At 68.9% G+C, this 26,029-nt stretch carries 28 protein-coding genes; 23 read left to right on the plus strand and 5 right to left on the minus strand.

Annotation, left to right across the window (positions count from 1 at the left end; all coding sequences use genetic code 11):
- Window positions 1–152: 152 nt before the first annotated feature.
- The 17 genes from AC3B6C_RS17705 to AC3B6C_RS17785 all read left to right on the plus strand — a co-directional run bounded on the left by AC3B6C_RS17705 (window position 153) and on the right by AC3B6C_RS17785 (window position 14,289).
- Complete coding sequence (locus AC3B6C_RS17705; protein WP_014926454.1) at window positions 153–1,505, plus strand: ammonium transporter; 1,353 nt, start codon at window positions 153–155, stop codon at window positions 1,503–1,505.
- A 50-nt stretch (window positions 1,506–1,555) separates the two neighbouring features.
- Window positions 1,556–1,894 (plus strand): P-II family nitrogen regulator, encoded by a 339-nt coding sequence (locus AC3B6C_RS17710; RefSeq protein WP_004572306.1) that lies wholly within the window; start codon window positions 1,556–1,558, stop codon window positions 1,892–1,894.
- Between the two features lie 110 nt (window positions 1,895–2,004).
- Window positions 2,005–4,545 (plus strand): [protein-PII] uridylyltransferase, encoded by a 2,541-nt coding sequence (locus tag AC3B6C_RS17715; RefSeq protein WP_010841592.1) that lies wholly within the window; start codon window positions 2,005–2,007, stop codon window positions 4,543–4,545.
- A gap of 37 nt (window positions 4,546–4,582) precedes the next feature.
- Window positions 4,583–6,145 carry a signal recognition particle protein gene (ffh, locus tag AC3B6C_RS17720; RefSeq protein WP_055474782.1) on the plus strand — a complete coding sequence of 521 codons (1,563 nt, stop codon included), beginning with the start codon at window positions 4,583–4,585 and terminating at the stop codon, window positions 6,143–6,145.
- Window positions 6,142–7,212, plus strand: coding sequence for an amidohydrolase family protein (locus AC3B6C_RS17725; RefSeq protein ID WP_488373638.1), 1,071 nt, complete (start codon window positions 6,142–6,144; stop codon window positions 7,210–7,212). The genes ffh and AC3B6C_RS17725 overlap by 4 nt, the downstream gene beginning before the upstream one ends.
- A 473-nt stretch (window positions 7,213–7,685) precedes the next feature.
- Window positions 7,686–8,123 carry a 30S ribosomal protein S16 gene (gene rpsP, locus AC3B6C_RS17730; protein WP_010841588.1) on the plus strand — a complete coding sequence of 146 codons (438 nt, stop codon included), beginning with the start codon at window positions 7,686–7,688 and terminating at the stop codon, window positions 8,121–8,123.
- On the plus strand, window positions 8,120–8,362 hold the full coding sequence (locus AC3B6C_RS17735; RefSeq protein WP_004572301.1) for an RNA-binding protein: 243 nt from the start codon (window positions 8,120–8,122) through the stop codon (window positions 8,360–8,362). Before rpsP ends, AC3B6C_RS17735 begins: the two co-directional genes overlap by 4 nt.
- Before the next feature lie 26 nt (window positions 8,363–8,388).
- Window positions 8,389–8,922 (plus strand): ribosome maturation factor RimM, encoded by a 534-nt coding sequence (gene rimM / locus AC3B6C_RS17740; RefSeq protein WP_010841587.1) that lies wholly within the window; start codon window positions 8,389–8,391, stop codon window positions 8,920–8,922.
- On the plus strand, window positions 8,922–9,641 hold the full coding sequence (gene trmD / locus AC3B6C_RS17745) for a tRNA (guanosine(37)-N1)-methyltransferase TrmD (protein ID WP_010841586.1): 720 nt from the start codon (window positions 8,922–8,924) through the stop codon (window positions 9,639–9,641). The genes rimM and trmD overlap by 1 nt, the downstream gene beginning before the upstream one ends.
- A gap of 36 nt (window positions 9,642–9,677) precedes the next feature.
- The gene (locus AC3B6C_RS17750; RefSeq protein WP_488373639.1) at window positions 9,678–10,022 is read left to right on the plus strand and encodes a YbaB/EbfC family nucleoid-associated protein; all 345 of its coding nucleotides are present in this window, start codon (window positions 9,678–9,680) and stop codon (window positions 10,020–10,022) included.
- Complete coding sequence (locus tag AC3B6C_RS17755; RefSeq protein ID WP_488373640.1) at window positions 10,009–10,365, plus strand: hypothetical protein; 357 nt, start codon at window positions 10,009–10,011, stop codon at window positions 10,363–10,365. The genes AC3B6C_RS17750 and AC3B6C_RS17755 overlap by 14 nt, the downstream gene beginning before the upstream one ends.
- On the plus strand, window positions 10,365–11,333 hold the full coding sequence (locus tag AC3B6C_RS17760; protein ID WP_488376295.1) for a hypothetical protein: 969 nt from the start codon (window positions 10,365–10,367) through the stop codon (window positions 11,331–11,333). Before AC3B6C_RS17755 ends, AC3B6C_RS17760 begins: the two co-directional genes overlap by 1 nt.
- A 210-nt stretch (window positions 11,334–11,543) precedes the next feature.
- Window positions 11,544–11,885, plus strand: a complete 342-nt coding sequence (rplS, locus tag AC3B6C_RS17765) for a 50S ribosomal protein L19 (RefSeq protein WP_004572295.1) — start codon at window positions 11,544–11,546, stop codon at window positions 11,883–11,885.
- 18 nt (window positions 11,886–11,903) lie between these two features.
- Window positions 11,904–12,758 carry a signal peptidase I gene (lepB, locus tag AC3B6C_RS17770; protein ID WP_488373641.1) on the plus strand — a complete coding sequence of 285 codons (855 nt, stop codon included), beginning with the start codon at window positions 11,904–11,906 and terminating at the stop codon, window positions 12,756–12,758.
- A gap of 10 nt (window positions 12,759–12,768) precedes the next feature.
- Window positions 12,769–13,458, plus strand: a complete 690-nt coding sequence (locus AC3B6C_RS17775) for a ribonuclease HII (protein ID WP_488373642.1) — start codon at window positions 12,769–12,771, stop codon at window positions 13,456–13,458.
- A complete protein-coding gene (locus tag AC3B6C_RS17780) occupies window positions 13,455–13,766 on the plus strand; it encodes a DUF2469 domain-containing protein (protein WP_005198978.1) in 312 nt (103 codons plus the stop codon). The genes AC3B6C_RS17775 and AC3B6C_RS17780 overlap by 4 nt, the downstream gene beginning before the upstream one ends.
- 118 nt (window positions 13,767–13,884) lie before the next feature.
- Window positions 13,885–14,289, plus strand: coding sequence for a YraN family protein (locus tag AC3B6C_RS17785; protein WP_010841580.1), 405 nt, complete (start codon window positions 13,885–13,887; stop codon window positions 14,287–14,289).
- A gap of 10 nt (window positions 14,290–14,299) precedes the next feature.
- Here the strand turns inward: AC3B6C_RS17785 and AC3B6C_RS17790 are convergent, their stop codons facing one another.
- Window positions 14,300–15,640 (minus strand): glycoside hydrolase family 183 protein, encoded by a 1,341-nt coding sequence (locus AC3B6C_RS17790; protein ID WP_488373643.1) that lies wholly within the window; start codon window positions 15,638–15,640, stop codon window positions 14,300–14,302.
- A gap of 98 nt (window positions 15,641–15,738) precedes the next feature.
- The gene (gene bluB, locus AC3B6C_RS17795; RefSeq protein WP_010841578.1) at window positions 15,739–16,377 is read right to left on the minus strand and encodes a 5,6-dimethylbenzimidazole synthase; all 639 of its coding nucleotides are present in this window, start codon (window positions 16,375–16,377) and stop codon (window positions 15,739–15,741) included.
- A gap of 190 nt (window positions 16,378–16,567) precedes the next feature.
- On the opposite strand from bluB, the gene AC3B6C_RS17800 reads away from it, so the two are divergent.
- A complete protein-coding gene (locus tag AC3B6C_RS17800; RefSeq protein WP_488373644.1) occupies window positions 16,568–18,076 on the plus strand; it encodes a YifB family Mg chelatase-like AAA ATPase in 1,509 nt (502 codons plus the stop codon).
- Complete coding sequence (dprA, locus tag AC3B6C_RS17805) at window positions 18,073–19,200, plus strand: DNA-processing protein DprA (RefSeq protein ID WP_488373645.1); 1,128 nt, start codon at window positions 18,073–18,075, stop codon at window positions 19,198–19,200. The genes AC3B6C_RS17800 and dprA overlap by 4 nt, the downstream gene beginning before the upstream one ends.
- A gap of 2 nt (window positions 19,201–19,202) precedes the next feature.
- On the opposite strand, the gene AC3B6C_RS17810 is transcribed toward dprA, so the two are convergent.
- Entirely contained in the window at window positions 19,203–19,781 is a 579-nt protein-coding gene (locus tag AC3B6C_RS17810) for a TetR/AcrR family transcriptional regulator (protein ID WP_488373646.1), read from the minus strand.
- A gap of 174 nt (window positions 19,782–19,955) precedes the next feature.
- On the opposite strand from AC3B6C_RS17810, the gene AC3B6C_RS17815 reads away from it, so the two are divergent.
- A complete protein-coding gene (locus tag AC3B6C_RS17815) occupies window positions 19,956–20,822 on the plus strand; it encodes a siderophore-interacting protein (RefSeq protein WP_055474789.1) in 867 nt (288 codons plus the stop codon).
- An 85-nt stretch (window positions 20,823–20,907) separates the two neighbouring features.
- A complete protein-coding gene (locus AC3B6C_RS17820; RefSeq protein ID WP_488376296.1) occupies window positions 20,908–21,792 on the plus strand; it encodes a tyrosine recombinase XerC in 885 nt (294 codons plus the stop codon).
- A 27-nt stretch (window positions 21,793–21,819) separates the two neighbouring features.
- Here AC3B6C_RS17820 and AC3B6C_RS17825 read toward each other — a convergent pair whose 3' ends face one another.
- Window positions 21,820–22,305, minus strand: coding sequence for a M23 family metallopeptidase (locus AC3B6C_RS17825; protein ID WP_488373647.1), 486 nt, complete (start codon window positions 22,303–22,305; stop codon window positions 21,820–21,822).
- Window positions 22,306–22,660: 355 nt separating this feature from the next.
- Between AC3B6C_RS17825 and rpsB the strand changes: the two genes are divergently transcribed.
- Both rpsB and tsf read left to right on the plus strand, forming a co-directional pair.
- The gene (gene rpsB / locus AC3B6C_RS17830; protein WP_010841493.1) at window positions 22,661–23,482 is read left to right on the plus strand and encodes a 30S ribosomal protein S2; all 822 of its coding nucleotides are present in this window, start codon (window positions 22,661–22,663) and stop codon (window positions 23,480–23,482) included.
- A 56-nt stretch (window positions 23,483–23,538) separates the two neighbouring features.
- The gene (gene tsf, locus AC3B6C_RS17835; RefSeq protein ID WP_014926473.1) at window positions 23,539–24,363 is read left to right on the plus strand and encodes a translation elongation factor Ts; all 825 of its coding nucleotides are present in this window, start codon (window positions 23,539–23,541) and stop codon (window positions 24,361–24,363) included.
- A gap of 54 nt (window positions 24,364–24,417) precedes the next feature.
- Here the strand turns inward: tsf and AC3B6C_RS17840 are convergent, their stop codons facing one another.
- Window positions 24,418–26,004, minus strand: a complete 1,587-nt coding sequence (locus AC3B6C_RS17840; RefSeq protein ID WP_488376297.1) for an MFS transporter — start codon at window positions 26,002–26,004, stop codon at window positions 24,418–24,420.
- Window positions 26,005–26,029: the final 25 nt, after the last annotated feature.

Genomic DNA, 26,029 nt, shown 5'->3' on the forward strand with positions numbered 1-26,029 from the left:
GGCTCAGAGCCGAACTGGGGCGTTACATGGGCGAAATATAAACCGGCCAGGGGGTTACGCGCCTGAAACGTCGGGGCACCACGGCTGAAACCGACTGCGGACAATCTCTTTGGAGGCGCCGAGCCGTCGGCGCATCCTGAGGAGGTTTCGTAGTGGATTTGGCTCAGTTGCCAAACGAATCGTTTGGCCCGATAGACACGGGCAACACGGCATTCATGCTCGTGTCGGCCGCCATGGTGTTGCTGATGACCCCAGGTCTCGCCTTCTTCTACGGGGGGTTGGCGCGAGGCAAGTCTGTCCTGAACATGATGATGATGTCCTTCGGAGCACTGGCGACGGTGAGCGTCGTGTACGTGCTCTGGGGCTTCTCGATGTCGTTCAGCGATGGTTTCACCGGCAACAGCGACATCGGCGGCATCTTCGCGAACCCGTTCGCGCTGTTCGGGTCGGATCAGCTCATGAACACCATCGGGGAGGGTGACACCGAGCAGTACGTCACCGGCGGACTCAGCATCCCCGCCATCGTCTTCATGGGATTCCAGCTGACCTTCGCGGTCATCACCGTCGCGCTGATCAGCGGTGCGCTCGCCGAGCGGGTGAAGTTCTCGACCTGGCTCGTCTTCACCGTGCTGTGGTCGACGATCGTGTACTTCCCGCTGTCGCACATGGTGTGGGGTGGACTCGTCGGCGGCGGCGGCCTGCTCGGCGCCGGTGAGGACGGTCTGGCCGCCAAGATGTTCGGCGTCGACGAGGAGGGATCGGCCAATGTCGCACCCATCGACTTCGCCGGCGGCACCGTGGTCCACATCAACGCCGGTATCGCTGCACTGGTGCTCGTGCTCATCATCGGCAAGCGTGTCGGGTTCGGCCGTACCGCGTACCGTCCGCACAACATCCCGTTCGTCATGCTGGGTGCCGCACTCCTCTGGTTCGGATGGTTCGGGTTCAACGTCGGCTCCGAGCTGGGCGCCGACCTCCTCGCCGGACAGGTGTGGGTCAACACCACGGCGGCAACGGCCGCTGCGATCATCGGCTGGCTCGTCGTGGAGGTCATCCGCGACAAGCACGCGACGAGCGTCGGTGCCGCATCGGGCATCGTCGCCGGTCTGGTCGCCATCACCCCGGCCTGTGGTTCGCTGACGCCGGTCGGCTCGCTGATCCTGGGCCTCATCGCCGGTGCCCTCGCCGCGACGGCCATCGGGCTGAAGAACAAGTTCGGTTACGACGACTCGCTCGACGTCGTGGGGGTCCACCTCGTCGCCGGCCTGTGGGGCACCGTCGCGATCGGTCTCATCGGCAAGGACGTGGGTCTGTTCTGGGGCGGCGATTACAAGCAGCTCGTGGTCCAGGTCGTCATCGCCCTCTTCGCCCTCGTGTTCACCGGTGTGCTCACCGCGATCATCGCCTTCGTCCTCAAGCCTCTGGGTTGGCGGGTCAGCGATGAGGACGAGAAGACCGGCATCGACGAGGCAGAACACGCCGAGACGGCCTATGAGCTGGCATGACGCTCGAGCCAAATCGCTACTACGCTGATTCCTGTGGAGAGGGATAACTAATGAAGCTGATCACTGCAATTGTCAAGCCGTTCACGCTCGAGGATGTCAAGGCCGGACTGGAGCAGGCCGGAATCCTCGGCATGACCGTCAGTGAGGTCCAGGGCTACGGACGCCAGAAGGGCCACACCGAGGTCTACCGCGGCGCGGAGTACTCGGTCGATTTCGTACCGAAGGTCCGTGTCGAGGTCGTCGTGGACGACGCGGCCGTGGACAAGGTGGTCGACGTGATCGTCGAGGCCGCTCGGACCGGCAAGATCGGTGACGGCAAGGTGTGGGTGTCGCCCGTCGAGTCCGTCGTCCGCGTCCGCACCGGCGAGCGTGGCGGCGACGCTCTGTAGCGAGCCCGTGCTGCGTTGACGAACTCCGGTGAACGGCCCCGTGCCCGACGACCAGTCGGGCGCGGGGCCGTACCATTCGGCAGCGCGAATCATCCTCTCTCCCTCACACTTTGGAGGCAGTCGTAAGCGCCGCAGACCTGGCCAAGACCCGACGGCAACTCACCGAATCCGGCCGTTCGGGAAAACTCGACGCACCGGCATTGCGCCAGGTGCTCGTCGACCTGCACGAGTTCTGGCTGACCAGCAAGGGCGCCGAACTCGGCATCAAGCCGCACAGTGGCTTCGCGATCGTCGCCGTCGGCGGACTCGGGCGCGGCGAGATGCTCCCGTACTCCGACCTCGATCTGATCCTGCTGCACGACGACATGCCCGCCGAACGGGTGTCCGAGGTGGCCGACGGTCTCTGGTACCCGTTGTGGGACGCCAACATCCCGCTCGACCACAGCGTCCGGACGGTGCCGCAGGCGATGCAGGTCGCGGGCGACGACGTCACCGCGGCGCTCGGCTTGCTCGAAGCCCGCCACATCGCCGGCGACGAGGACCTGTCCACCCTGCTGATCAGCGGCGTCCGCCAGCAGTGGCGCAACGACATCCGCAATCGGTTCCCCGAGGTCGTCTCCCACGCCCAGGACCGCTGGCGGCGGGCGGGCGACATCGCGCACCGTGCCGAACCGGACCTCAAGAACGGCCGGGGCGGACTGCGCGACGTGCAGCTCCTGGGAGCACTGGCGATCGCTCAGCTCACCCACGGGATGGCGAGCCTGCGGCCCGACTCGCCCGGCGCCGGACCGCAGGTCGCCTACACGCGGCTCCTCGACATCCGCACCGAACTGCACCGCATCGCCGGGCGTCCCCGCGAGCACGTGCAGGCGCAGGACGCCGACGAGATCGGGGCTGCGCTCCGGATCGGGGACCGGTTCGATCTCGCCCGGGTCATCAGCGACTCGGCCCGCACCGTCAGCTACTCCATCGACGTCGGCCTGCGGACCGCCGGCAACGCCCTGCCGCGCCGCGGACTGGCGAAGCTTCGGCGCTCGCCCCTGCGCCGTCCGCTCGACGAGGGCGTCGTCGAGCACAGTGGCGAAATCGTCTTGGCGCGCAACGCGATCCCGAGCAAGGACCCGGGCCTCATCCTGCGCGTGGCGGCGGCGTCGGCACGCACCGGCCTGCCCATCAGCGCTTCGACACTGAGCCGACTGGCCGACTACGCGCCGGAACTCCGCGAGCCGTGGCCGGCCGAGGCGCGCAGCGACCTGCTCGTCCTGTTGAGTTCGGGACACCACATGGTCGACCCGATCGAGGCGCTCGACCGCACGGGACTGTGGGGACGGCTGCTGCCGGAATGGGGTGCGGTCCGCGACCTCCCGCCCCGCGACGCCATCCACACCTGGACCGTCGACCGGCACCTCGTGGAGACGGCCGCTTATGCGAGCGCGATGACCACGCGGGTGTCCCGGCCCGACCTCCTCGTGCTCGGTGCGCTCATCCACGACCTGGGCAAGGGCCGGGGTGCCGATCACAGCATCGTCGGCGCAGATCTGGCGGTCCAGGTCGGCAACCGGTTCGGACTCTGGCCGCAGGATGTGGCGATCCTCTCCGACATGGTGCGCCACCACCTGTTGCTCCCGCAGGTCGCCACCCGTCGCGACCTCGACGACCCGGCCACCGCCGAATCCGTCGTCGAGACCCTCGGACACAATCGGGTGCTCCTGGAACTCCTCGCCGCACTTGCCGAGGCGGACTCCCTGGCCACCGGTCCGGGGGTGTGGGGGGAGTGGAAGGCCTCGCTCATCCTCGACCTCGTCCGCCGGTCGATGCGACTCATCGACGGGGAGGAGCCCAGCGCGCCGGAACCGCTGACCGCCGAACAGCTCGCGACGGCGGCCGAGGGGGACTTCGCGGTGCGGCTCGTCCGGGCGGACGGCCAGCACACCTACCGCGTCACGATGGTCGCGCCGGACCAGCCCGGCCTGCTGTCGAAGATGGCCGGGGTGCTGGCCCTCGGTGGGTTGCGATCCCATTCGGCCTCCGCGCAGAGTGCCGACGGCAAGGCGATCAACTCCTTCCAGGTGGTCCCGATGTTCGGGAGTCCGCCCGATGCCGGTCTGTTGCGTCAGCAGCTCATCGCTGCCGTCGACGGCAAGATCGACGTCCTCGCGCGGCTCGACGCACGCGAACGGGACTCGCCGATCCCGACGATCGGGACGGTCAGCACGATTCCCGGCACCGTCGTGACGATCGGCGCGAGCGCGGGCAGCACCGATCCCGAGGTGGACGGGGCCGGGCATCCGAAGAACGCGGTGCCCGCGCTGTTCGCCGTCGCACCGCCACGGGTGACGTGGCTCGACGCACCCGCGGGGGAGGCGGTGCTGGAAGTCCGCTCGGATGACCGCATCGGCCTGCTCAGCCGGGTCAGCGCGGTCCTGGAGCAGCGGGGCGCCGACATCCGATGGGCCAAGGTGTCGACTCTGGGCACCACCGGCGTGGACATCTTCGGCCTCCGGCTGGCGACCGACACCGAGGACGCGCGGGCCGAACTGGCCGAGGCCGTCGTCGCGGTCTGTCCGCCTCCGCGGCCGGTGCGCGAGGAAGACGGCGACGGGCCCCAGTCCTACGGCGGGACCGGCCGGTCCGGAGTGCCCATCTCCTAGATGTTCGGTCCCGGGACCCACATGGAAGGATGGGACCATGTTCGATTCCCTCTCCGACCGGTTGACCGGTGCCCTGAAGGATCTGCGTGGCAAGGGGCGGCTGTCCGACGCGGACATCGACCGCACCTGCCGCGAGATCCGGCTCGCGCTGCTCGAGGCGGACGTCTCGCTCGCGGTGGTCCGGTCCTTCATCGCCCGGATCAAGGAGCGCGCCAAGGGTGCGGAGGTCTCCGGGGCGCTGAATCCGGCGCAGACGGTCGTCAAGATCGTCAACGAGGAACTCGTCGGCATTCTCGGCGGCGAGACCCGGCGAGTGCGGTTCGCCAAGAACCCGCCGACCGTCATCATGCTGGCCGGCCTCCAGGGCGCCGGTAAGACGACGCTCGCCGGAAAGCTGGGCAACTGGCTCAAGCAGCAGGGGCACACGCCGCTGCTCGTCGCCTGTGACCTGCAGCGGCCGGGCGCGGTCTCGCAGCTGCAGATCGTCGGTGAACGCGCCGGTGTGCCGGTGTTCGCGCCGCATCCGGGCACGAGCGTGGGCGGTGAGGGCACGCTCGGCGTGACCGCGGGCGATCCGGTCTCGGTCGCGCAGGCCGGTGTGGACGAGGCACGCAGCAAGCACTACGACGTCGTGGTCATCGACACCGCCGGCCGTCTGGGCATCGACGCCGAGCTGATGAAGCAGGCGTCCGACATTCGCGACGCGACCTCGCCCGACGAGGTGCTGTTCGTCGTCGACGCGATGATCGGCCAGGACGCGGTGACCACCGCCGAGGCCTTCGCCGACGGCGTGGGTTTCACCGGCGTCGTGCTGACCAAGCTCGACGGTGATGCGCGCGGTGGTGCGGCGCTGTCGGTGCGCGAGGTGACCGGCCAGCCGATCATGTTCGCGTCATCGGGCGAGAAGCTCGAGGACTTCGACGTCTTCCATCCCGACCGCATGGCCAGCCGCATCCTCGGGATGGGCGACGTGCTGTCGCTCATCGAGCAGGCCGAACAGCACTGGGATGCGCAGCAGGCCGAGGCGGCGGCCGCCAAGATCACGCAGGGCGAGCTGACCCTCGAGGACTTCCTCGAGCAGATGCTGATGATCCGCAAGATGGGCCCGATCGGCAACATCCTGGGCATGTTGCCCGGCGCCGGCCAGATGAAGGACGTGCTGTCGCAGGTCGACGACAAACAACTCGACCGGGTCCAGGCGATCATCCGCGGCATGACTCCCGCCGAACGCGACAACCCGAAGATCATCAATGCCTCGCGCCGCATCCGTATCGCCAACGGGTCGGGTGTGACGGTGAGCGAGGTCAACCAGCTCGTCGACCGGTTCTTCGAGGCCCGGAAGATGATGGCGCAGATGTCGGGTCGGATGGGCATGGGCGGGATGAACCGCAAGTCCAACCGCAAGAAGGGCAAGGGAAAAAAGGGTAAGGGCCGCGGCCCCACGCCGCCGAAGGTGCGCGGCGGCTTCCCGGGCATGCCCGGGGGTATGCCGGCCGGGTTCCCGGACCTGTCGAACATGCCGGCCGGCCTCGATCAGCTGCCGCCGGGGCTCGAGGGTCTCGACGTGTCGCAGTTCCAGCAGCCCAAAAAGAAGAAGTGACCCGGCACTATCGCGGCACCGACCCGCTGACCGCCGAGCCCATCGAGTTCTGGGTCGACGGTGACACCATCAGTGCCACACCGGTTCCCGACGCCGAGACGGCGGTCGACGGCGGCTGGATCCTGCCGGGCCTCGTCGATGCCCACAATCATGTGGGCATCGCACCCGGCCTCGGTGTCGACATCGAGCAGGCCCGCGGGTTCGCCTATGCCGATGCCCGGGCGGGCACCCTGTTGATCCGCGAGGTCGGGTCGCCGCTGGACACCCACCCGCTCGACGACGATCCCGCGTGCCCTCGCTTCATACGCTCGGGCAAGCACATCGCACGGCCCAAGCGGTACCTGCGCGACTACGGCGTCGACCTCGACGATCCGGACGAACTGGCGGCCGAGGTGGCCCGGCAGGCGCAGGCCGGCGACGGCTGGGTCAAGATCGTCGGGGACTGGATCGATCGCGAGGTCGGCGACCTGGCCCCGCTGTGGACGCGTGCGCAGATCGAGTCGGCGGTCGCCGTGGCGCACGAGCACGGCGCGCGGATCACCGCCCACGTCTTCGGAACCGACGCCCTGGTCGACCTGATCGGCGCCGGCGTGGACTGCATCGAGCACGGCACCGGGTTGACCGACGATCTGATCGATCAGCTCGTCGACCGCTCGATTGCCCTCGTGCCCACCATGATCCAGGTCGAGAACTTTCCCGGGATCGCCGACGGCGCCGAGCGCTTCCCGACCTATGCCGCGCACATGCGCGCTCTGCACGCCGGTGCGCCGAAGGTGTTCGACGCCGCGCGCGAGGCCGGAGTGCAGATCTTCGCCGGAACCGATGCGGGCGGATTCGTCGAGCACGGTCGTATCGTCGACGAGATCGAGGCGTTGTCCGGCATCGGCCTGGGTCCCGCGGCCGCGATCGCGGCCGCCTCGACGAACGCCCGGCGCTGGCTCGGCGCCGACGTCCTGGAGGACGGGCGTCGCGCCGACTTCGTGGTCTATGCGGCCGACCCCTGCGACGATCTGGGCGTCCTGCGGCATCCGCTAGCAGTGGTGTCGTCGGGGCGCCACATCGTGTGAGCAACGACACACGACGGCCTCTGGTTGGCGTTCTTACCGCCACGTAACGTAGCAACGGCGTTGCAACGGTTCTCCTATTTGCGAACCGGATCAGTCCACGCCGGATCCTCTCAGCCTGGGTTCGGCGACGCGGAACCGTCGGAGCCAGGGGTCGAGGGAGGCTCCGGCGGTGTCGCGAGCCCGGACACCGATGAGCCGACACCGATGAGTGACGGAAGAGCGACGTACGGCATGTGGTCGTCCTCGCGGGGTGGGTGACCACATGCCGGTACATCGGCGCCTCCGACTCCGGCATCGCTCACCGCCCGGTCGTCGGATTCGGTGTCCGCGGTCCGGTCTGGCACAATGGCTCGCTGGTTCGTCGGATCCGGTTACGGCCGCCCGACGGTCACACCGATACAGACGCAAAACCGGGTCCGCCATTCCGGGCGGACTGCTGAATTGCGCAGTGACCACACGAAAGAGAAGTAGACATGGCTGTCAAGATCAAGCTCACGCGGCTCGGCAAGATCCGCAACCCGCAGTACCGCATCGTCGTCGCCGACGCCCGCACCCGCCGCAACGGCCGGGTCATCGAGACCATCGGCAAGTACCACCCCAAGGAAGAGCCCTCGCTGATCGAGGTCGACTCCGAGCGTGCCCAGTACTGGCTGGGAGTCGGCGCGCAGCCGACCGAGCCCGTGGCCGCCATCCTCAAGGTGACCGGTGACTGGCAGAAGTACAAGGGCCTGCCGGGTGCCGAGGGCACCCTGAAGACCGCCGAGGCCAAGCCGTCGAAGCTCGACCTGTTCAACGCCGCGCTCGCCGCCGCCGACAACGAGCCCGTCGCCGCCGCGACCACCCCGAAGAAGAAGGCCGCCAAGAAGGACGACGAGGCTGCCGAGGCGCCCGCCGCCGAGGGTGACGCGTGAGCGCAGTCGTCGCCGACGCGGTCGAGCACCTGGTCCGCGGAATCGTCTCCAACCCCGATGACGTCCGGGTCGACCTCGTCACCGGCCGCCGTGGGCGGCTCGTCGAGGTGCACGTGAACCCCGACGATCTCGGCAAGGTGATCGGGCGCAATGGTCGTACCGCGACCGCGCTGCGCACCCTGGTCTCCGGAATCGGCGGACGCGGGATGCGCGTCGACATCGTCGACACCGACCGCTGACCGAGAACCCGAACACCGAACGCATCGTGGATCTCGTCGTCGGCCGTGTGGTCAAGTCACATGGAATCCGTGGGGAGATCGTCGTGGACGTCCGCACGGACGAGCCCGAGGTGCGTTTCGCCCCGAACGCGGTGCTGCGCGGCCGTCTGCCGCGCGGTGCCGGGGAACGGGACTTCACCATCACAGCCGCCCGGGAGCATTCCGGGCGGCTGTTGGTGTCCCTGGCCGGCGTCGCGGACCGGAATTCGGCCGACGCCCTGCGCGGCACGCTGTTCCTCATCGACTCCTCGCAGGTGGAGCCCTCCGACGACCCGGACGAGTTCTACGATCACGAACTCGAAGGCGTGCCCGTGCAACTGGTCGACGGCGCCGCGGTCGGCGTCGTCGAATCGGTCCTGCACCTGCCCGGCGGCGAGTTGCTGTCGGTGCGGACGACCGACGGCCGCGAGGTGCTCGTCCCGTTCGTGCGGGAGATCGTGCCGAGCGTCAGTCGCGAACTGATCGTGATCGACCCACCCGAGGGATTGCTGGATCCGGATTCGATCGACGAGGCGCCGTGATGCGCCTCGACGTCGTGTCGATCTTTCCCGAATATCTCGATCCGCTCCGAGTTGCCCTGCTGGGCAAGGCGATCGATGCCGGACGAATCAGCGTCACGGTGCACGACCTGCGGAACTGGACGCACGACGTCCACCGCAGCGTGGACGACTCGCCCTACGGAGGCGGACCCGGGATGGTCATGAAGCCCGACGTCTGGGGTCCGTGCCTCGACGAGGTGTGCCCCGACGACGCGTTGCTGATCGTGCCGACCCCCGCCGGCGTGCCGTTCACCCAGGAGACGGCCCGTCGCTGGAGCGCGGAGAAGCACCTGGTGTTCGCCTGCGGCCGATATGAGGGCATCGACCAGCGCGTCTTCGACGACGCCGCCCGGCGGGTGCGCGTCGAAGAGGTGTCCCTCGGCGATTTCGTCCTCATCGGGGGAGAGGTCGCGGTCATGGCCATGATCGAGGCGACCGTGCGTCTCCTCGACGGTGTGCTCGGCAATCCTCGGTCGCATCAGGAGGATTCGTTCTCCGACGGCCTGCTCGAAGGTCCGAGCTACACACGGCCGGTGACCTGGCGTGGTCTCGACGTCCCGTCGGTGCTTCTCAGTGGCGACCACGCGAAGGTGGCCCGGTGGCGTGCGGAACAGGCCCTCGAACGCACGCGCGCGCGACGACCCGACCTTCTCACGGACGCTGTGGACTCCGCCACGGACCATCCGCGCGATCCGGGCTAGGATTCGCGAGGGATTCGACTCGCAGGGGGTTCGGGGATGCAGGGGTATTCGGCCATGGTCGACGAACTCGACCGGCAGCGCAGCGAACTCGACCGTATTCGGAAAGCGTTGTCTCAGCTGACCTCTCGGGCCACCAGTCACGACCGGCTCGTCGCGGTGACGGTCGACGCCCGTGGACTCGCGCTGGACATCGCGATCGAACCCGCCGCACTTCGACGCTACCGCGCGGATCAGCTGTCGACCCTGCTCACCACGCTGATCGCCGAAGCGGACACCGCCCTACGCACCCGATCCGCCGAGGTGCTCTCCGCCGCATCAGACCTGCCGATCGATTACGTCGACGCCCGTCTCGAGCGCGTGGTGACCGATGGCGACTCCTGATCCGGTCCCGGTCGCGGACGCCGATCACCACCGGGTCGCGGCGGACACCGGCGCGGCCGCCGCACTGGCGCTGCGTGTCGCGGAGGCGACGGTGGGACTCGCGGACGTGCGAGCCCAACTCTCCGCGCTGCTCCGCGACGTCGACGCGGCGGTGGGCGTCGGTGACCCGGCTCGAGCATTCCGGCAGGGTTTCTCGCCGGCGGTCGCGGCGGCCGCCGAGTCCCTGTACGACGCGGAGAACCGGCTCGATGCGCACCGGCAGGCCCTGGTGTCCGGCGTGGATGCGCTCCTCGCGACCGACGCCGAAGCGTCCACGCGTATCGGTCGGGGGGACGTCCGATGATGCCGGACGAGGCCGAGCGGATCGCCGAGAGGCTGGCACCCGGGACGTGGCCGACTGCCGACACCGCCGCCCTGCGCGACTCGGCGCAGCGCGCCCGCGAACTGGCGGATGCACTGGACGGCCTCGCCGGAGCGGTGGCGTCGGCGACCGACTCGTACACGGGGGATGAGGGTGCGGCCGGCCGGTTTCACCAGGCCGTCGTGGACGGCCTCGGACGGAGCGCCGCGGCCGATCTGCCCGGGGCGGCGGACCGGCTTCGCGCACTGGGGACGTCGCTGGACGCCTATGCCCGGACGGTGACCGAGACCCGGCAGCAGATGTCGGTGATCGCGCTGATCGCCGACCGCGACGTGCGGCGCGCGGAGGTGAATTCCGCGATCGGTGACGACACGTGGCGCGTCGAAGCCGCGAGCACGGGCCGGATGGCACTCACCGCCGCCGGCGACGACCACACCGAACGGTCGGGCGAGGCGGGGCAGAGCGCGGGTGCGCCCGCGGCTACGAGCGGCATGATGCCGATGATGCCGCTCGGGGCGATGGGCGCGGCGGGAGCGGTGGCCGCCGGTGTCGGCGGTCTGGCCGGCGCCGCCGCGCGCACCGGCCGCGATGGGGTCGGCGCCGCCGACCTGGCCTGGCTGCGGGCGAGAGCCGAGCGACTGCAGACGACGGTTCCGTCGTCGATCGCCGGCTGGTTCCGGACGGCGGTGGGGGTGGGGACCGGTGCACGAGGAACGCGGGTGGTCGTCGTGGGGACCAACGACCCGCAGCCATATCAACGGGCCGGGGTGGAACTCGCCGACGACGAGGCGCTCACCGCCGACGGGCGGGCGCCGGAACTCGCGATTCTCGACCACATGGTGCATGCCGGAGTCACGCCCACCGCGATCGCCGCGGCGACCCCGATGGACCCGGCCACCGTCTCCGCCTTGCAGGCCGACAATGTGGTGGTCGTCGGCCCGCGCGTGTAGTGCCGCACCGCGATTTCGTCGGCCCGGGGTGTCTCTGGCACAATAGTCGGGTTGCCTGCCGACGATGCCCCGTCTCCGGGGCCGTCCGTGACCTCGACGTCAGTGACACCGTCGGCAGCGACGCCAACGACTCGGAGCACGAACCGGTCGAGCCCACGGGCCGCCAGGTTCCTCTGCTCAACGTTTTCCGCCAGACAAGGACCACGCCACATGAACACGCTCGATTTCCTCGACAAGCAGTCCCTCCGCGACGACGTGCCGGACTTCGGCCCCGGCGACACCCTCGACGTCCACGTCAAGGTCATCGAGGGCAGCAAGGAGCGCGTCCAGGTGTTCAAGGGCGTCGTCATCCGTCGTCAGGGTGGCGGCGTGCGCGAGACGTTCACCGTCCGCAAGGTGTCCTTCGGCGTCGGCGTCGAGCGCACCTTCCCCGTGCACAGCCCGAACATCGCCAAGATCGACGTCCTCACCCGCGGTGACGTCCGTCGCGCCAAGCTCTACTACCTGCGTGACCTGCGCGGCAAGGCAGCCAAGATCAAGGAAAAGCGCTGACGCGTCTAACCTGACGAGGTGGCCGACACACAGCGACCCCACGACGCCCCCGGCGGCGACCGCGACGAGGACGCCAAGCGTCCATGGCGGTTGAAGACCGACCGGGACGACCCAGCCGACGAGCGCGGCAAGCGTACATCCGGATCGGGTTCGCTCCTGCGCGAAGTCGTGATCATCGTGGGGTGCGTCCTGCTCCTCACCTGGGTTCTGCAGACCTTCATCGGTCGGCAGTACGTGATCCCGTCGGAGTCGATGGAGTCGACCCTCATCGGCTGCGACGGCTGCACGAACGACCGCATCGTGATCGACAAGCTCACCTACCGGTTCGGTGATCCGCAGCCCGGCGACGTCGTCGTATTCAAGGGGCCGTCGGAGTCGTGGAACGGCGCCTGGGTGTCACCCCGGTCGACGAATCCGGTGATGCACAAGGCGCAGGACGCCCTCTCGTGGTTCGGTTTCGCGCCGCCCGACGAGAACAATCTCGTCAAGAGGGTCATCGCCACCGGCGGTCAGACCGTCGAATGCCGCAACGACGAGGGCGTCGGCGTCAAGGTCGACGGTCGCCCGCTGCGTGAGCCCTACATCGACATGAAGCTCCAGGAGGAGACGGTCGCCTCGTTCGGGCCCGGCGTGGCCGGTCCGGGCGATCAGGTGCCCCCGTGTCTCGGCCCCGACTTCGGTCCGATCAAGGTTCCCGAGGGCAATGTGTGGGTGATGGGTGACAACCGCCTGAACTCGCAGGACTCGCGCTACCACGTCGAGGACCGGTTCCAGGGCACGGTCCCGGTGAGCGACATCCGCGGCAAGGTCCGTTTCATCATCTATCCCTTCTCGCGGATCGGTGGTGTCGGTTCGTTCAATCCGCAGCAGTGATGGGTGAGCCGTGACGACTCGATGGCCTCCGCGTTCGCCCGTCCGTCGCGCTGCGGGCCTGCGGACGTTCGAGTTCGCACTGCACCGCCAGGGTCTCGGGCCGGTGGCCGGTGTCGACGAAGCCGGTCGCGGTGCGTGTGCCGGGCCCCTCGTGGTCGCGGCGTGCGTGCTCAAGCCGACCCAGCTCGCATCCCTCGCCGATCTCGACGACTCCAAGAAGCTGACCGAGCGGACACGTGAGGGGCTGTACCGATCGGTGACGCGCTACGCGCAGAGCTGGAGCGCGGTGATCATCGAGGCCGCGGAGATCGATCGCATCGGCATCCACGTCGCCAACATCGAAGGCATGCGGCGCGCGGTGGCGGCACTCGACGTGAAGCCCGGTTACGTGTTGTCCGACGGTTTCGCGGTGCCGGGGCTGACCGCGCCGTCGCTGCCGGTGATCGGGGGAGACGGGGCCGCCGCGTGCATAGCCGCCGCCAGCATCATCGCGAAGGTCACCAGAGACCGCATCATGATCGCCATGGACGACGACCTGCCCGGGTACGACTTCGCCATCCACAAGGGCTACAGCACGGCGTTGCACATGTCGCGCATCGACGCGGCAGGCCCGTCGTCACAACACCGCATGTCGTACCGTAATGTCGCGGCACGTGTGGTCACCAGCGCAAACGACAACAGGGATAGGCTGACAGGATGAGTGCTGAGGATCTCGAGAAGTACGAAACCGAGATGGAACTCTCTCTGTACCGCGAGTACAAGGACATCGTCGGGCAGTTCACCTATGTGGTGGAGACGGAGCGGCGCTTCTACCTCGCCAACGCCGTCGAGATGATCCCGCGCAACACCGACGGCGAGGTGTACTTCGAACTCCGGATGAGCGATGCGTGGGTGTGGGACATGTACCGTCCGGCGCGCTTCGTCAAGCAGGTTCGCGTGATCACGTTCAAGGACGTCAACATCGAAGAGCTCGAGAAGCCGGAACTCCGACTGCCCGACGAACCCTGATCCCGCGCCCGCGCTTGGTGGAAGCGCAGCTGTTGACAGAGCCCTGATCGTCCACAGATCAGGGCTTTGCTCGTATTCGAGCGGTGATCGAAAGCGGTTCTGCGCGACGCTGATCGGCATGAGTGCTGAACCGCGCGGACATCCCCGCCCCGATCGACGCGGACACATCGGCCGGCTCGGTGAGGATGTGGCCGCAGACTATGCGACATCGCTGGGTTGGACTGTCCTGGAACGCAATTGGCGTACCCGATATGGCGAACTCGATCTCGTCGCGGCCGACGGGTCGATCCTGGTGATCGTCGAGGTCAAGACCCGCGCGAGCCGCACCTACGACGATCCGGTCATGGCGGTCACGCCGACGAAGCTCGCGCGGATGCGTCGGCTCGCCCGGTTGTGGCTCGCCGCGCAGGACCGCCGGTGGTCGCAGATCCGGTTCGACGTGGTCAGTGTGCGGCTCGACCAGGCCGCACCCGACGACCTGGCCCGTGCGCGCGTTCGGCATCACCGCGGCGTCTACGTGTGAGCTGAACGCGTCAGAGCTTGCTCAGGTCGGTGCGGATCAGCATCACGTTGTAGTCGCTCCAACGCGATGCGTTGAAGTACAGGTCCTTCGAATCACCCTGCAGCGCGGGGGAACCCGGGAGCATCATCGGTCCGTAGACGACGAGCGCGCCGCGGGGCACGATGGTCTTCGGTGCGCTCCACGGGCCTTCGGGACGGTCCGCGGTGCGCAGCGTGATGTCGTTGTCGCCGTCGAGCATGATGTATTTCTCGAGATAGGGACTCCAGGCGACCGAGAGTTCGGTGACCGGTTGACCGACGACGATCGCGGAGCCGTCGTCGGGGATCGCGGCGATGTCGTCCACCCAGCCGCGGCTCTTCCCCGCCCAGTATTCGTACGCGTCCAGTGACAGGATGTCCGCCGACCGGAAGCGGGCGAGGAACGCGGCGCCGAATCGCCCGTTCGGCGTGCCGTACTGGTAGACGTACTCCGCGTCGGGCGTCCCGGCCCGGCCGCGGACGTAGGCGTTCTGCTGGAACTTGCCGTTGTTGAACTCGATCGGGCGGAACTCGCCGGGAAGTCGGAGTGACACCGGCGCATTGATGAGGATGGTGTCCTGGTCGGTGACCCAGGTCTGGCCGTTGTCGTCGGAATGGGCGATGGCCGAGAAGTTGGTGACCCAGTTGCCCGGCGAACCCCACGATCGCACCGACATGTAGTTGACGTACTGGCGGAAGCCGTCGCCGTGCGGGAGGGAGATGGCCGCGGTGGGGATGGTCGTGACCTCGACGTTGGAGATGCCGACCGACGGGATGAGCTCCTGCGCGTAGTTGGGTTGACCCGGCGCGATCACCGAACCCGAGGTCACGTCGCCCGCACGACCGTCGGGCACGGACAGCCCGTTGGCGAGGTTGTCGTCGTCGGTGCGGAGGAGCACGTTGTGTCGCCACTGCTGCCCCGGTGCGTTGCAGTTGCCGAAGGTGTCCCCGAAGGCCATCAGGGTCTGTCCGCGGCCGTTGTCCCAGGCGACGCCGAGATCGGTGCCGCCGATCCCGAACCGGCTGTACGTCCGGTTGGCGCTGAGCGGCCCCGTCACCCAGCCGACGGTGCGGGACTTGGACCCGACATAGGGGACCAGCGGCGCCTGGGGACCCGGGTTCGGGATGCTCGAGCCGCCGGAGGACCCCTCCGAACCACTCGAACCACTCGATCCGCTGGAGCCGAAGCCGAGGACACTCGATCCGGTGCTCGCGTTGCCGCAGGGTGCGGCGTGGGCGACGCCGGCGCCGGTCGTCAGGGCGATCGCGGTACCGCTGAACGCGATGACCCCGGCGAGTGCCAGCCGGACACTCGTGGTGAGACGGCTCGACACGCACGCCCTCCAGTTACTCTTGTGACAGAAGTGATTGACGTGACTATTGTTACTGGTGTTGTGCACAAACGTGTGGTCGAGCGGGTCACGATCTGGTGTCAGCGCACGAAGTGGCGCTCCTCAGACGCAGTCCGAGCCTGCCAGCCGACACGTTCGAGTTCGGGCGTCTCCGAATCATGGGCCGGGTAGCCGATACACAGGTAGGCGACCAGCTTCCACGCGGACGGGACCGCGAGAGCCGCGGTCACCCGGTCGGGTTCGATGATCGACACCCAACCCACCCCGACGCCCCGGGCCCGCGCCGCCAGCCAGAGTGTGGAGATCGCGGTGACGACCGAATACTCCAACGTCTCGGGCACTGTTTGTCGGCCGAGTCCCTGGCCCTGGGCGACAGCGGGTTCGCAGAACACGGCGAGGTGGACGGGAGCGTCGTCGAGACCGGCGAGCTTGAGTGACGAATACAGCTGTGCGCGTTCGCCCGTGTAGCCGTCGAGCGCATCGGCATTGCAGCGGGTGAAGCTGTCGCGCACCGCCTTTCGGGCCGTGGTGGACCGCACTTCGACCCAGCGCCACGGCTGGCTGTTGCCCACCGACGGCGCGAGTTCGGCCGCGTCGAGGATCTGGGGCAGCAGATGTGGTTCCAGTGGCTCGCGGCTGAAGCGACGGACGTCGCGTCGCCATCGCAGCAGCCGGTCGAGATCACCGACGAACGCATCGTCGAAAGTTCCGTGGTTCATCGGTTGTCGAGCCTAGTCAAGCGCCTCGGCAGGTAGCGCGGCTCCCTCGCGTGCGCTCCCGACAATCGCGTTCGCACCGAGGCGAACCTCGAGGCGTGACCATGGTGGACAACCACGGCCTCATCCACAGATCGGCTGTCCGGGTGGTTCGGGACCGTCCGCGACGCATGGCACCGGCGACACTGTGCCCATGTTGGGGCAAACACAGGCGGTGGGGCTCAATGCCTTTGCCGCGCGGGTGGTCGATGTGCAGGCGAGTGTGAGTTCGGGTCTGCCGGGATTCGCGGTGACGGGCAATCCGGACCCGTCGGTTCGGGAGGCGCGGGACCGGGTGCGGGCTGCAATCAAGAATTCCGGGTTCAGTTTTCCCGAGCTGAAGGTGACGGTGGCGTTGTCGCCGGCCGACATGCCGAAGATCGGCCCGGGGTTCGATCTGTCGATGGCCGTCGCGATTCTGGCTGCCACCCAACAGGTGTCGGCGGAGAAGTTGTCGTCGACGGTCTTCCTGGGCGAGCTCGGTCTGGACGGCACCGTACGGCCGATCCGCGGGGTGTTGCCGGCGGTGATCGCCGCACGGCAGGAGGGATACCGGCGGGCGGTCGTGCCGATCGAGACCGTCGCCGAGGCGGCGCTCGTCGAGGGGATGGACGTCGGCGGCGCGACGAGTCTCAAAGAGGTGACCCAGTGGCTGGCCGGAGACCATGTGCTCGACACGGTGCACGACGCGACGGTCTCGCAGGCGCCACCGATTCCGGACATGGCCGACGTGGTGGGGCAGCAGGAGGCCCGGCATGCGCTCGAGATCGCCGCGGCCGGAGCACATCACGTGTTGATGACGGGATCGCCTGGAATCGGCAAGACGATGCTGGCGCGGCGGTTGCCGGGCATCCTGCCGCCGCTGGGTCTCGAGGACTCGCTGGAGGTGACGGCCATCCACTCCCTGGTGGGGGAGTTGTCGCCCGGACGTCCACTGATCACCGATCCGCCGTTCGTGGCCCCGCACCACAGTTCGACGACCACGGCACTCCTGGGAGGTGGCACCGGTTTCGCGCGTCCGGGTGCGGTGTCCAAAGCACATCGGGGAGTGCTGTTCCTCGACGAATGCGCCGAGATGAGTGTCAAAGCCCTGGAATCCCTGCGCGAGCCATTGGAAGACGGCGAGGTGCGGGTCCCGCGTCGCGACGGCGTCGCGTCGTATCCCGCACGCTTTCAGCTCATCCTCGCGGCGAACCCGTGCCCGTGCGCGCCCGCCCACGATGTGGACTGCGTGTGCACGGCCGTCGTCAGGCGGCGCTACCTCGGCAAGCTGTCGGGGCCGCTGCTCGACCGCGTGGACATCCGGGTGCGTATGGATCCGCCGGGGAACACCGCGCTGATGAGCGGTGCCGGGGAGTCGAGTGCCGACGTCCGCGCCCGGGTCACCGCGGCGCGGGCCACCGCGATCGAGCGGTGGTCGGAGTTCGGGTGGCGTACCAACGCCGAGGTCCCCGGGTCCGCGTTGCGCCAGCGGTTCCGGCTGCCACCGGACGTACTGCGGCCCATCGAACTGTTCCTCCGCGACGGCCGCGTGACGGCGCGCGGCGCCGATCGGGCACTGCGGCTGGCCTGGACCCTCAGCGATCTACGCGGATCCGAGCGTCCCGTCGAAGACGATGTCGCGCAAGCACTTCTGTATCGAGACCGAGGAGCGACCTGGTGACCGTCCATCCTCCCGAGTCCATCGCCTGGGCTTACCTGGCGCGGGTCGCCGAACCGCCCTGTGCCGCGGTCATCGCGCTCGTCGACGACATCGGCCCCGTCGAGGCCGCGTCGGCGATCCGCCGGCGCACCGTGCCCGCCGGTCACGACGCGGTGCTCGCCGCGACCGCGGCCCGATGCGATTCCGACTGTGCACCAGATGATCTCGACGCCGCCGAGCGGATCGGTGCGCGCCTGGTGACCCGAGCCGACCCGGAATGGCCGGCCTGGTCGCTGCTGGCGCTGGGGCAGGCCGACACCGCGGCGCGCGGCGGTGAACCGCTCGCGCTGTGGGTACGCGGCCCCGCCCGGCTCGACGACCTGGCCGCGGCGTCGGTCGCGTTGATCGGGTCGCGCGCCGCGTCGTCCTACGGCGAACACGTCACGCAGACGCTCGCGTCGGGAGTGTCGGCCCAGGGTTTCGCGGTGCTGTCCGGCGGAGCGTTCGGCATCGACGGTGCTGCCCACCGCGCGGTCGTCGCAGCGGGCGGGGTGACCGCGGCGGTGATGGCCTGTGGGATCGACCGGGACTATCCGGCGTCGCACTCGGCTCTGTTGGCCGCGATCGCGCGCACGGGCGCGGTGATCAGTGAGTACCCACCGGGGACGACGGCCGCCAAACACCGGTTCCTCACCCGGAACCGCCTGGTCGCGGCGATGAGCGGTGCGACCGTGGTGGTCGAGGCGGGGCGACGGTCCGGCGCGGCGAACACCGCCGCGTGGGCGCGCAAGCTCGGCCGGCCGCTTGGGGCGGTGCCCGGCCCGGTCACATCGGCGACCTCGGTCGGCTGCCATCGGATGATCGCCGACGAACTCGCGGTGCTGGTCTCCGACGTCGCGTCGGTCGTCAACCTGGTGCGCCCCGACGGTGGCGGTGACATCGGCCGCGGCCGCGCGAAGCCGACCGACGGGCTCGACGCCGAGCAGCTGCGGGTCCACGACGCCATTCCCGGCCGCGGCGGCGTGGGGATCGACGAGATCGCGTTCGCCGCGGGCCTCGACATCGGGGTGGTGCGGTCGGCGCTCGCGCACCTCGACGTCACGGGACACGTGCAGAACGTCGACGGACGGTGGCGGCTGGCGTGACCTCAGCGGCGGGTGAGGATGTCGATGATGACATGCAGATCTTCGACCGTCGCCTCGTTGAGACGGCCGTGCGCATGGACATAGCCGATCCCCGCATACAGCAGTGTCGTGGCGCGAGCGTGTGCCTCGGCCTCGGAGAACCCGAGTTCACGCATCGCGGAGATCGCGATCGCAAAGATCCGGCAGTCGAGCTGGTCGACCGAATCCGCGATCATGGGGTCGGTCTCGGCCCACCGCCGCAGTGCCGACTCCATCGCCCAGCGACGCGGGTCGGACAGGAGTCGCGCCATCGCGTCGACTCGTTCGAGCGGAGGCAGGGACTCGAGTGACTCGATCCGGGCGGCCGCGGACGACTGGGCTTGCCGACAGTGCTCGGCGAGCGCGGTCTTCAGCGCACCGATGTCGGTGAAGTGCCAGTAGAAGCTGCCCTTCGTCACGCCGAGTCGGGCGCTCAGGCGTGAGATCTTGAGGGCGTCGATGCCGTCGTCGACCAGGATCTGCGTCGCCGCCTCCAGCCAGTCGTCGACGCTGAGCCGTGAACCGCGGCGCGGGGTGGATTGATCCACGGGCTGATCCGGCATGGAGTCACCTCTGGTCGGGTCTCACGACGTCTGATTTTAGTAATGGCAAAGTCTCAGATGCACATCGCTTGATCAGTAGAAAACCTTACAACTGCGGATGGGTGGTTCGCTCGGCTAAAGCTAAGGGTCCCCTAAACGGAGGGGCGTAAGGTGACCTCTGAAAAGGGAGGTTCGATGGCGAAACGCGTGAACACGATGACGGTGCTCCGGAGCGAGCGGATCAGTCCGCACTTCGTGCGCCTGTACCTGGGCGGTGAAGGGTTCGAGGACTTCCAGCCGGCAGTCGGCAAGTCCGGGGAACCCGACACCGACATGTATGTGAAGTTCATCTTCGCACCGCCGGGTGTCACCTACCCGGAGCCGTTCGATCTGCAGGAGGTCCGTGCCAACGAGCCCCCGGAGCGTCAGCCGGTGCTGCGGACCTACACCGTTCGCCGCGTCGATGCGGCCGCTCGTGAGCTCGTCGTCGACTTCGTCGTCCACGGGAGCGAGGGCATCGCCGGTCCCTGGGCGGCCACGGTCGGCTCGGGCGAGACGATCCGCTTCATCGGACCGGGCAGCGGTTATCGCCCGCGTGCGGACGCCCCCTGGCACCTGCTGGCCTGCGACGAGGCCGGCCTCCCCGCGGTCGCCGCTGCCCTCGAAGCGCTTCCCGCCGACGCCGTCGCCAAGGTGTTCATCGAGGTCGCCGGACCCGAGGACGAACTCGATCTCGACGCGCCCGCCGGGGCGGAGATCACGTGGGTGCATCGCGGCGGGCCCGCGGGCGAGGTCGACGACTCACTCGCCGGCGACAACGCGCCGCTGATCGAAGCGGTCCGCGCCACGGAGTGGCTCGACGGCGAGCCCCACGTGTTCATCCACGGTGAGGCGCAGGCGGTCATGCACAATCTGCGGGCCTACGTCCGCAAGGAGCGCGGAGTGGGGGCGGCGAACGCCTCCATCTCCGGATATTGGCGGCGCGGACGGACCGAGGAAGGCTTCCGCCAGTGGAAGGCCGACCTGCGGGCCGAGGAGGAAGGGGTCGGCGCCCAGGGCTGACGACGTCTGGGGATCGGGCATCGATTCGGCCACGACGCCGCGTGTGCGGTTGCACCCGGATGCCCGACACGATGAGGTCGTGACCATGCTCGACGACTTCGCCGACCACCTGCGCCTGGAGAAAGGGCGCAGTGAGCACACGATCCGTGCCTACGTCGGTGGCGCGCGCGCACTGGTCTCGTTCGCCGGTGCCCGGGGTGTCGCGGTCGGCGACATCGATCTCGCCCTACTGCGGGCCTGGCTCGCCGAACTGACCCGGCGCGGGGCGGCGCGCACGACGGTGGCCCGGCAGGTCTCGGCGGCGAAGACCTTCTGCGCGTGGGCGGTCCGGGAGGGGTATCTGGCCACCGACCCGTCGCAGCGACTGAAGGCGCCCAAGGCCCACCGGACGCTGCCCGCGGTACTGGCTCCCGCCCAGGCCGAGGCCGCGATCGCGGCCACCAGCGCGGATCGCGCGCCCGACGACCCGCTCGCCCTGCGCGACCGGGCCATCGTGGAATTGCTGTACGCCAGCGGGATTCGCGTGGGGGAGTTGTGCGGGCTGGATGTGGGCGACGTCGACGCCGACCGGCGGGTGATGCGGGTGATCGGCAAGGGGGACAAGGAACGTTCGGTCCCGTACGGCGAGCCGGCCGCGCGCGCGGTCGACGACTGGCTCCGCGCCGGGCGCCCGGCGCTGGTCACCGACGCCTCGGGGGCGGCGCTGCTCCTCGGCGCCCGCGGTGGTCGGCTCGACCAGCGGATGGCGCGCTCGGTCGTGGCACGCGCGGTCGCCGCGAGCGGCGGGGCGGCGACCGGCCCGCACGGACTCCGGCACAGCGCTGCCACGCACCTGCTGGAGGGCGGCGCCGACCTGCGCGTCGTCCAGGAACTACTCGGTCACTCGTCGCTCGCGACGACGCAGATCTACACCCACGTGAGCGTCGAACGCCTACGCGCCGTCCACCGTCAGGCGCACCCCCGCGCCTGAGGCGCATCCGTTCGGCCCGTCCGGCGGTCATCCGACCGGTTTGAGCCGGACTCGCACCGCGCCGAGCAGACCCAGGGGGTCCAGGTAGTCCGCTCCGCGCCCGCTGCCGCGCCGCGCGCCCCAGTGCAGGCAGACGAGCACCGGGCATCCCGGATGCCCGCCGATCACCGTTCCGATGATCTCGCCGCGCGACACGTGGTCGCCCGCGTCGACGCCGGCCTCGACCGGCTCATATGTGGTGATCACGCCGTCGGGATGCGACACCGAGACCAGCGGCCGTCCGGCGACGGTTCCCGCGAACCGCACCCGGCCCGCGCCTGCCGCGCGGACGGCCTGGCCGGGCCCGGCGGCGAGGTCGACGCCCCGATGTCCCGGCTGCCACCGCTTCTCGGGTTCGTCGTAGGCCGTCACGACGGTCGGCCGGGGCGCCAGCGGTACCGTGTAGGCCTCGCCGGAGGCGGCCGTGGCGACCGGAGCGGCGAACCAGAGGGCGGCGAGCAGGATGGCGGCCACGATGCGTGGCGATGGAGTTCGCACGGTGGTTGGACGCACCGGAGGCCGAGTGGGATCCGCCGGATCGGCCTCTCGATGCCGGATCCGCCCCCCGACGTGGGCGAAGGTGTTTTGGTGTTCGTTCCGTGGCGGCGTAAACTTCTGACCGCACCTCATCGCGCGTTGATGAGGTGACTTCGCGCGCCTGCATTCAGTTCTGTGCCGCTCGGGGCTTCGACGCCCTGACCAGCACAGTCGACGGACACACGCTAAGTGAGCAGTCCCGGACGGCCCATGCCGTATCGGGTGGCACTCGGCCGCAGGCGCCAGGGTCGGTACCGACGGTGCCGACGACAACTGCGAGAAAAGGACGATCATGGCTGTCGTGACCATGAAGCAGCTGCTGGACAGCGGCGCACACTTCGGGCACCAGACCCGCCGTTGGAACCCGAAGATGAAGCGATTCATCTTCACCGACCGCAACGGCATCTACATCATCGATTTGCAGCAGACGCTGACCTACATCGACAAGGCGTACGAGTTCGTCAAGGAGACCGTCGCCCACGGCGGCACCATCCTCTTCGTCGGCACCAAGAAGCAGGCCCAGGAATCGATCGCCGCAGAGGCGACCCGTGTCGGCATGCCGTACGTCAACCAGCGCTGGCTCGGTGGCATGCTCACCAACTTCTCGACCGTCCACAAGCGCCTGCAGCGCCTGAAGGAGCTCGAGACCATGGAGCAGACCGGTGGCTTCGAGGGCCGCACCAAGAAAGAGATCTTGATGCTGACCCGCGAGAAGAACAAGCTCGAGCGCACGCTCGGCGGTATCCGCGACATGGCCAAGGTCCCCTCGGCCGTGTGGGTCGTCGACACCAACAAAGAGCACATCGCCGTCGGTGAGGCACGCAAGCTGAACATCCCGGTCATCGCGATCCTGGACACCAACTGCGATCCCGACCTCGTCGACTACCCGATCCCGGGCAACGACGACGCCATCCGCAGCGCAGCGCTGCTCACCCGCGTCGTGGCCTCGGCCGTGGCCGAGGGTGTCCAGGCCCGTGCCGGTGCCGCCAGCGGCGACGCCAAGCCCGAGGCCGGCAGCGGCGAACCGCTGGCAGAGTGGGAGCAGGAACTGCTGACCCAGGCCGCAGCACCGGCCGGCGGCGACGCCGCGGCCGACGCACCGGCTGCTCAGTAGTCCCCACTGCTCTGCAGTCCGGTCCCAACACACTTCCCGAAGGAGGCTCGCCAACGATGGCGAACTACACCGCAGCTGATGTGAAGCGTCTCCGTGAGCTCACCGGCTCTGGAATGCTCGACTGCAAGAACGCGCTGGCCAACAACGACGGCGATTTCGACAAGGCCGTCGAAGAACTGCGCATCAAGGGCGCCAAGGACGTGGGCAAGCGCGCCGAGCGCTCCACTGCCGAGGGCCTGGTCGCGGCCAAGGACGGCGCGCTCATCGAGATCAACTCCGAGACCGACTTCGTCGCGAAGAACGGTGAGTTCCAGCAGCTCGCCGACGACATCGTGAACGCGGCGGCCGCGGCGAAGACGAACGATCTCGACGAGCTGAAGAAGGCTCCGCTCGGCGACGGCACCGTCGATGAGGCCGTGGCGGCACTCTCGGCCAAGATCGGCGAGAAGCTCGAGCTGCGTCGCGTGGCCTACTACGACGGTCCGGTGGCCGTGTACCTGCACAAGCGTGCATCCGATCTGCCCCCGGCCGTCGGCGTGCTCGTGTCCTACACCGGCGAGGGTGCGGGTGCCGAAGAGGCCGCCCGCGGCGCCGCCATGCAGGTCGCTGCTCTCAAGGCGCGCTATGCCACTCGCGACGAGGTCCCCGCGGACGTCGTCGAGAACGAGCGTCGTATCGCCGAGCAGACCGCCAAGGAGGAGGGCAAGCCCGAGCAGGCTCTGCCCAAGATCGTGGAGGGTCGCGTCAACGGCTTCTACAAGGACGTCGTGCTGCTCGACCAGTCGTCGGTCCAGGACTCGAAGAAGACCGTGAAGGCACTGCTCGACGATGCCGGTGTGACCATCAAGGGCTTCACCCGGTTCGAGGTCGGCCAGGCCTGATCGAACTCGCCACACATCGCCCCGTCTCCGCCGAGGAGACGGGGCGATGTGCGTTCACGGGGACTGTCGCGTCCGTAGCGACGTCGTGAGTACCGCGATCGCGACGGCGACGAGACCCAACGTCACGAGGGTCGTCCGCAGGGCGGCCAGGAAAGTCCGGGCCGTCACCGACCGCGCCGCGTCCTGGGTCCACGGCCGCGCCTGCGCCGCGACCGCCGCGATCGCCGGCGACGTCGGGCCGCCCGCGCAGGCCGGCGCCGGTCGCTCCGGATGAGCGGACCTCAGCTGCTCGCCCGCGCAGGATGCGAAACGATCGGCGACCGCCTCGTGCAGCACCGGGCGGACCGGTGAGTCCGGCAACGCCGCAACGAGTTCGGCTCGCACAGCCGGAACCGTCTCGGCGGTCTGGCCGGCCACCTGTCCGAAGAAGAACAGGGTGACGACCGCCAGCCCGATCGAGGCGCCGATCTGCTGAACCGTGGGGATCGTCCCGGTTGCCGTGCCCACCGTGGACTCGGTCGTGTCGGACAGGATCACGGCCTGCAACGGTGCGATGAACAGGCCGGTCCCCAGACCGCCGAGTACGAGGGGACCCAGGACGCCGGGCCACGGCAAGGTCTCCGCCGCCGGTTCGATGATGATCGCGAGCCAGACGAATCCGGCTCCGACGGCGAGGGATCCGGCCGTCAAGGTGTGCGGGGCCGTGAGCCGGACGACCGCCCGTGGCGAACAGAGCGAGCCGACGGCAGCACCGATCGCGAAGGGCAGTGCCAGCATCCCGGTCCGGAACGCCGAGAAGCCGAGTCCGACCTGGGCCGAGATCGACACGGTGAAGAAGAACCCGGCGAACACGCTGAAGAACAGGAGCGACAGGAGAAGCCCGACCGTGAACCGGCGGGAGGCGAACAGTCGTGGTCGCAGCAGGGGAGTGCCACCGCGGGCGTCGACGCGCAACTCGTGGAGGGCGAACAGCGCCAACAGGATTCCGGCCGTCCCGATCATCACCCACAGGATCGGGGGCCACCCCATCTCGCGTCCGAGGGCCAGCGGGTACAGCAGCAGGAACAGCGCCGTCGCCGACATGACCACACCCGGGACGTCAACCCGTCCCGGCGCCGGCTCACGGGCGTCGGGCAGGCGGCGGTGGGCGAGCAGGCAGGAGAGCACGCCCAGTGGGACGTTGACGAAGAAGATCGCGCGCCAGCCCCATCCGAGAACGTCGGCGTCGACGAGGAATCCGCCGACCACCGGGCCGAGGATGGCGGCGAGACCGGCCACGGCCCCGTAGACGCCGAAGACCAGTCCGTGGCGTCTCTTGTCGAAGAGGGCCGCGATGAGCGCCAGGGTCTGCGCAGACATGAGCGCCGCACTGACACCCTGTAACCCGCGAAACGCGATGAGTTCACCCGGCCCGGTCGACACACCGCACAGCACCGATGTGACGGTGAAGGCCACCATGCCGATCACGAACATCCGGCGGCGTCCGACTCGGGCCCCCAGTGTCGCCGCGGTCAGCAGGGTGCAGGCGAACGACAGCGTGTACACCGTCAGCACCAGGAGTTGCTGCGACGTCGACGCGCCGAGGTCCCGGGCGAGATCGGGCAGCGCGATGTTGACGATGGTGGTGTCCAGCATCTGCATGAACACCCCGAGCAGGCATCCCGCG

Source organism: Gordonia sp. 11cp, assembly GCF_057767225.1.

Coding starts and splice junctions, on each gene's coding strand:
- AC3B6C_RS17710 (WP_004572306.1), top strand. CDS start 1,556: ATGAAGCTGATCACTGCAATTGTCAAGCCGTTCACGCTCGAGGATGTC.
- ffh (WP_055474782.1), top strand. CDS start 4,583: ATGTTCGATTCCCTCTCCGACCGGTTGACCGGTGCCCTGAAGGATCTG.
- rpsP (WP_010841588.1), top strand. CDS start 7,686: ATGGCTGTCAAGATCAAGCTCACGCGGCTCGGCAAGATCCGCAACCCG.
- trmD (WP_010841586.1), top strand. CDS start 8,922: ATGCGCCTCGACGTCGTGTCGATCTTTCCCGAATATCTCGATCCGCTC.
- AC3B6C_RS17750 (WP_488373639.1), top strand. CDS start 9,678: ATGCAGGGGTATTCGGCCATGGTCGACGAACTCGACCGGCAGCGCAGC.
- AC3B6C_RS17755 (WP_488373640.1), top strand. CDS start 10,009: ATGGCGACTCCTGATCCGGTCCCGGTCGCGGACGCCGATCACCACCGG.
- AC3B6C_RS17760 (WP_488376295.1), top strand. CDS start 10,365: ATGCCGGACGAGGCCGAGCGGATCGCCGAGAGGCTGGCACCCGGGACG.
- rplS (WP_004572295.1), top strand. CDS start 11,544: ATGAACACGCTCGATTTCCTCGACAAGCAGTCCCTCCGCGACGACGTG.
- AC3B6C_RS17780 (WP_005198978.1), top strand. CDS start 13,455: ATGAGTGCTGAGGATCTCGAGAAGTACGAAACCGAGATGGAACTCTCT.
- AC3B6C_RS17785 (WP_010841580.1), top strand. CDS start 13,885: ATGAGTGCTGAACCGCGCGGACATCCCCGCCCCGATCGACGCGGACAC.
- bluB (WP_010841578.1), bottom strand. CDS start 16,377: ATGAACCACGGAACTTTCGACGATGCGTTCGTCGGTGATCTCGACCGG.
- AC3B6C_RS17800 (WP_488373644.1), top strand. CDS start 16,568: ATGTTGGGGCAAACACAGGCGGTGGGGCTCAATGCCTTTGCCGCGCGG.
- AC3B6C_RS17810 (WP_488373646.1), bottom strand. CDS start 19,781: ATGCCGGATCAGCCCGTGGATCAATCCACCCCGCGCCGCGGTTCACGG.
- AC3B6C_RS17815 (WP_055474789.1), top strand. CDS start 19,956: ATGGCGAAACGCGTGAACACGATGACGGTGCTCCGGAGCGAGCGGATC.
- AC3B6C_RS17820 (WP_488376296.1), top strand. CDS start 20,908: ATGCTCGACGACTTCGCCGACCACCTGCGCCTGGAGAAAGGGCGCAGT.
- rpsB (WP_010841493.1), top strand. CDS start 22,661: ATGGCTGTCGTGACCATGAAGCAGCTGCTGGACAGCGGCGCACACTTC.
- tsf (WP_014926473.1), top strand. CDS start 23,539: ATGGCGAACTACACCGCAGCTGATGTGAAGCGTCTCCGTGAGCTCACC.
- AC3B6C_RS17840 (WP_488376297.1), bottom strand. CDS start 26,004: ATGCAGATGCTGGACACCACCATCGTCAACATCGCGCTGCCCGATCTC.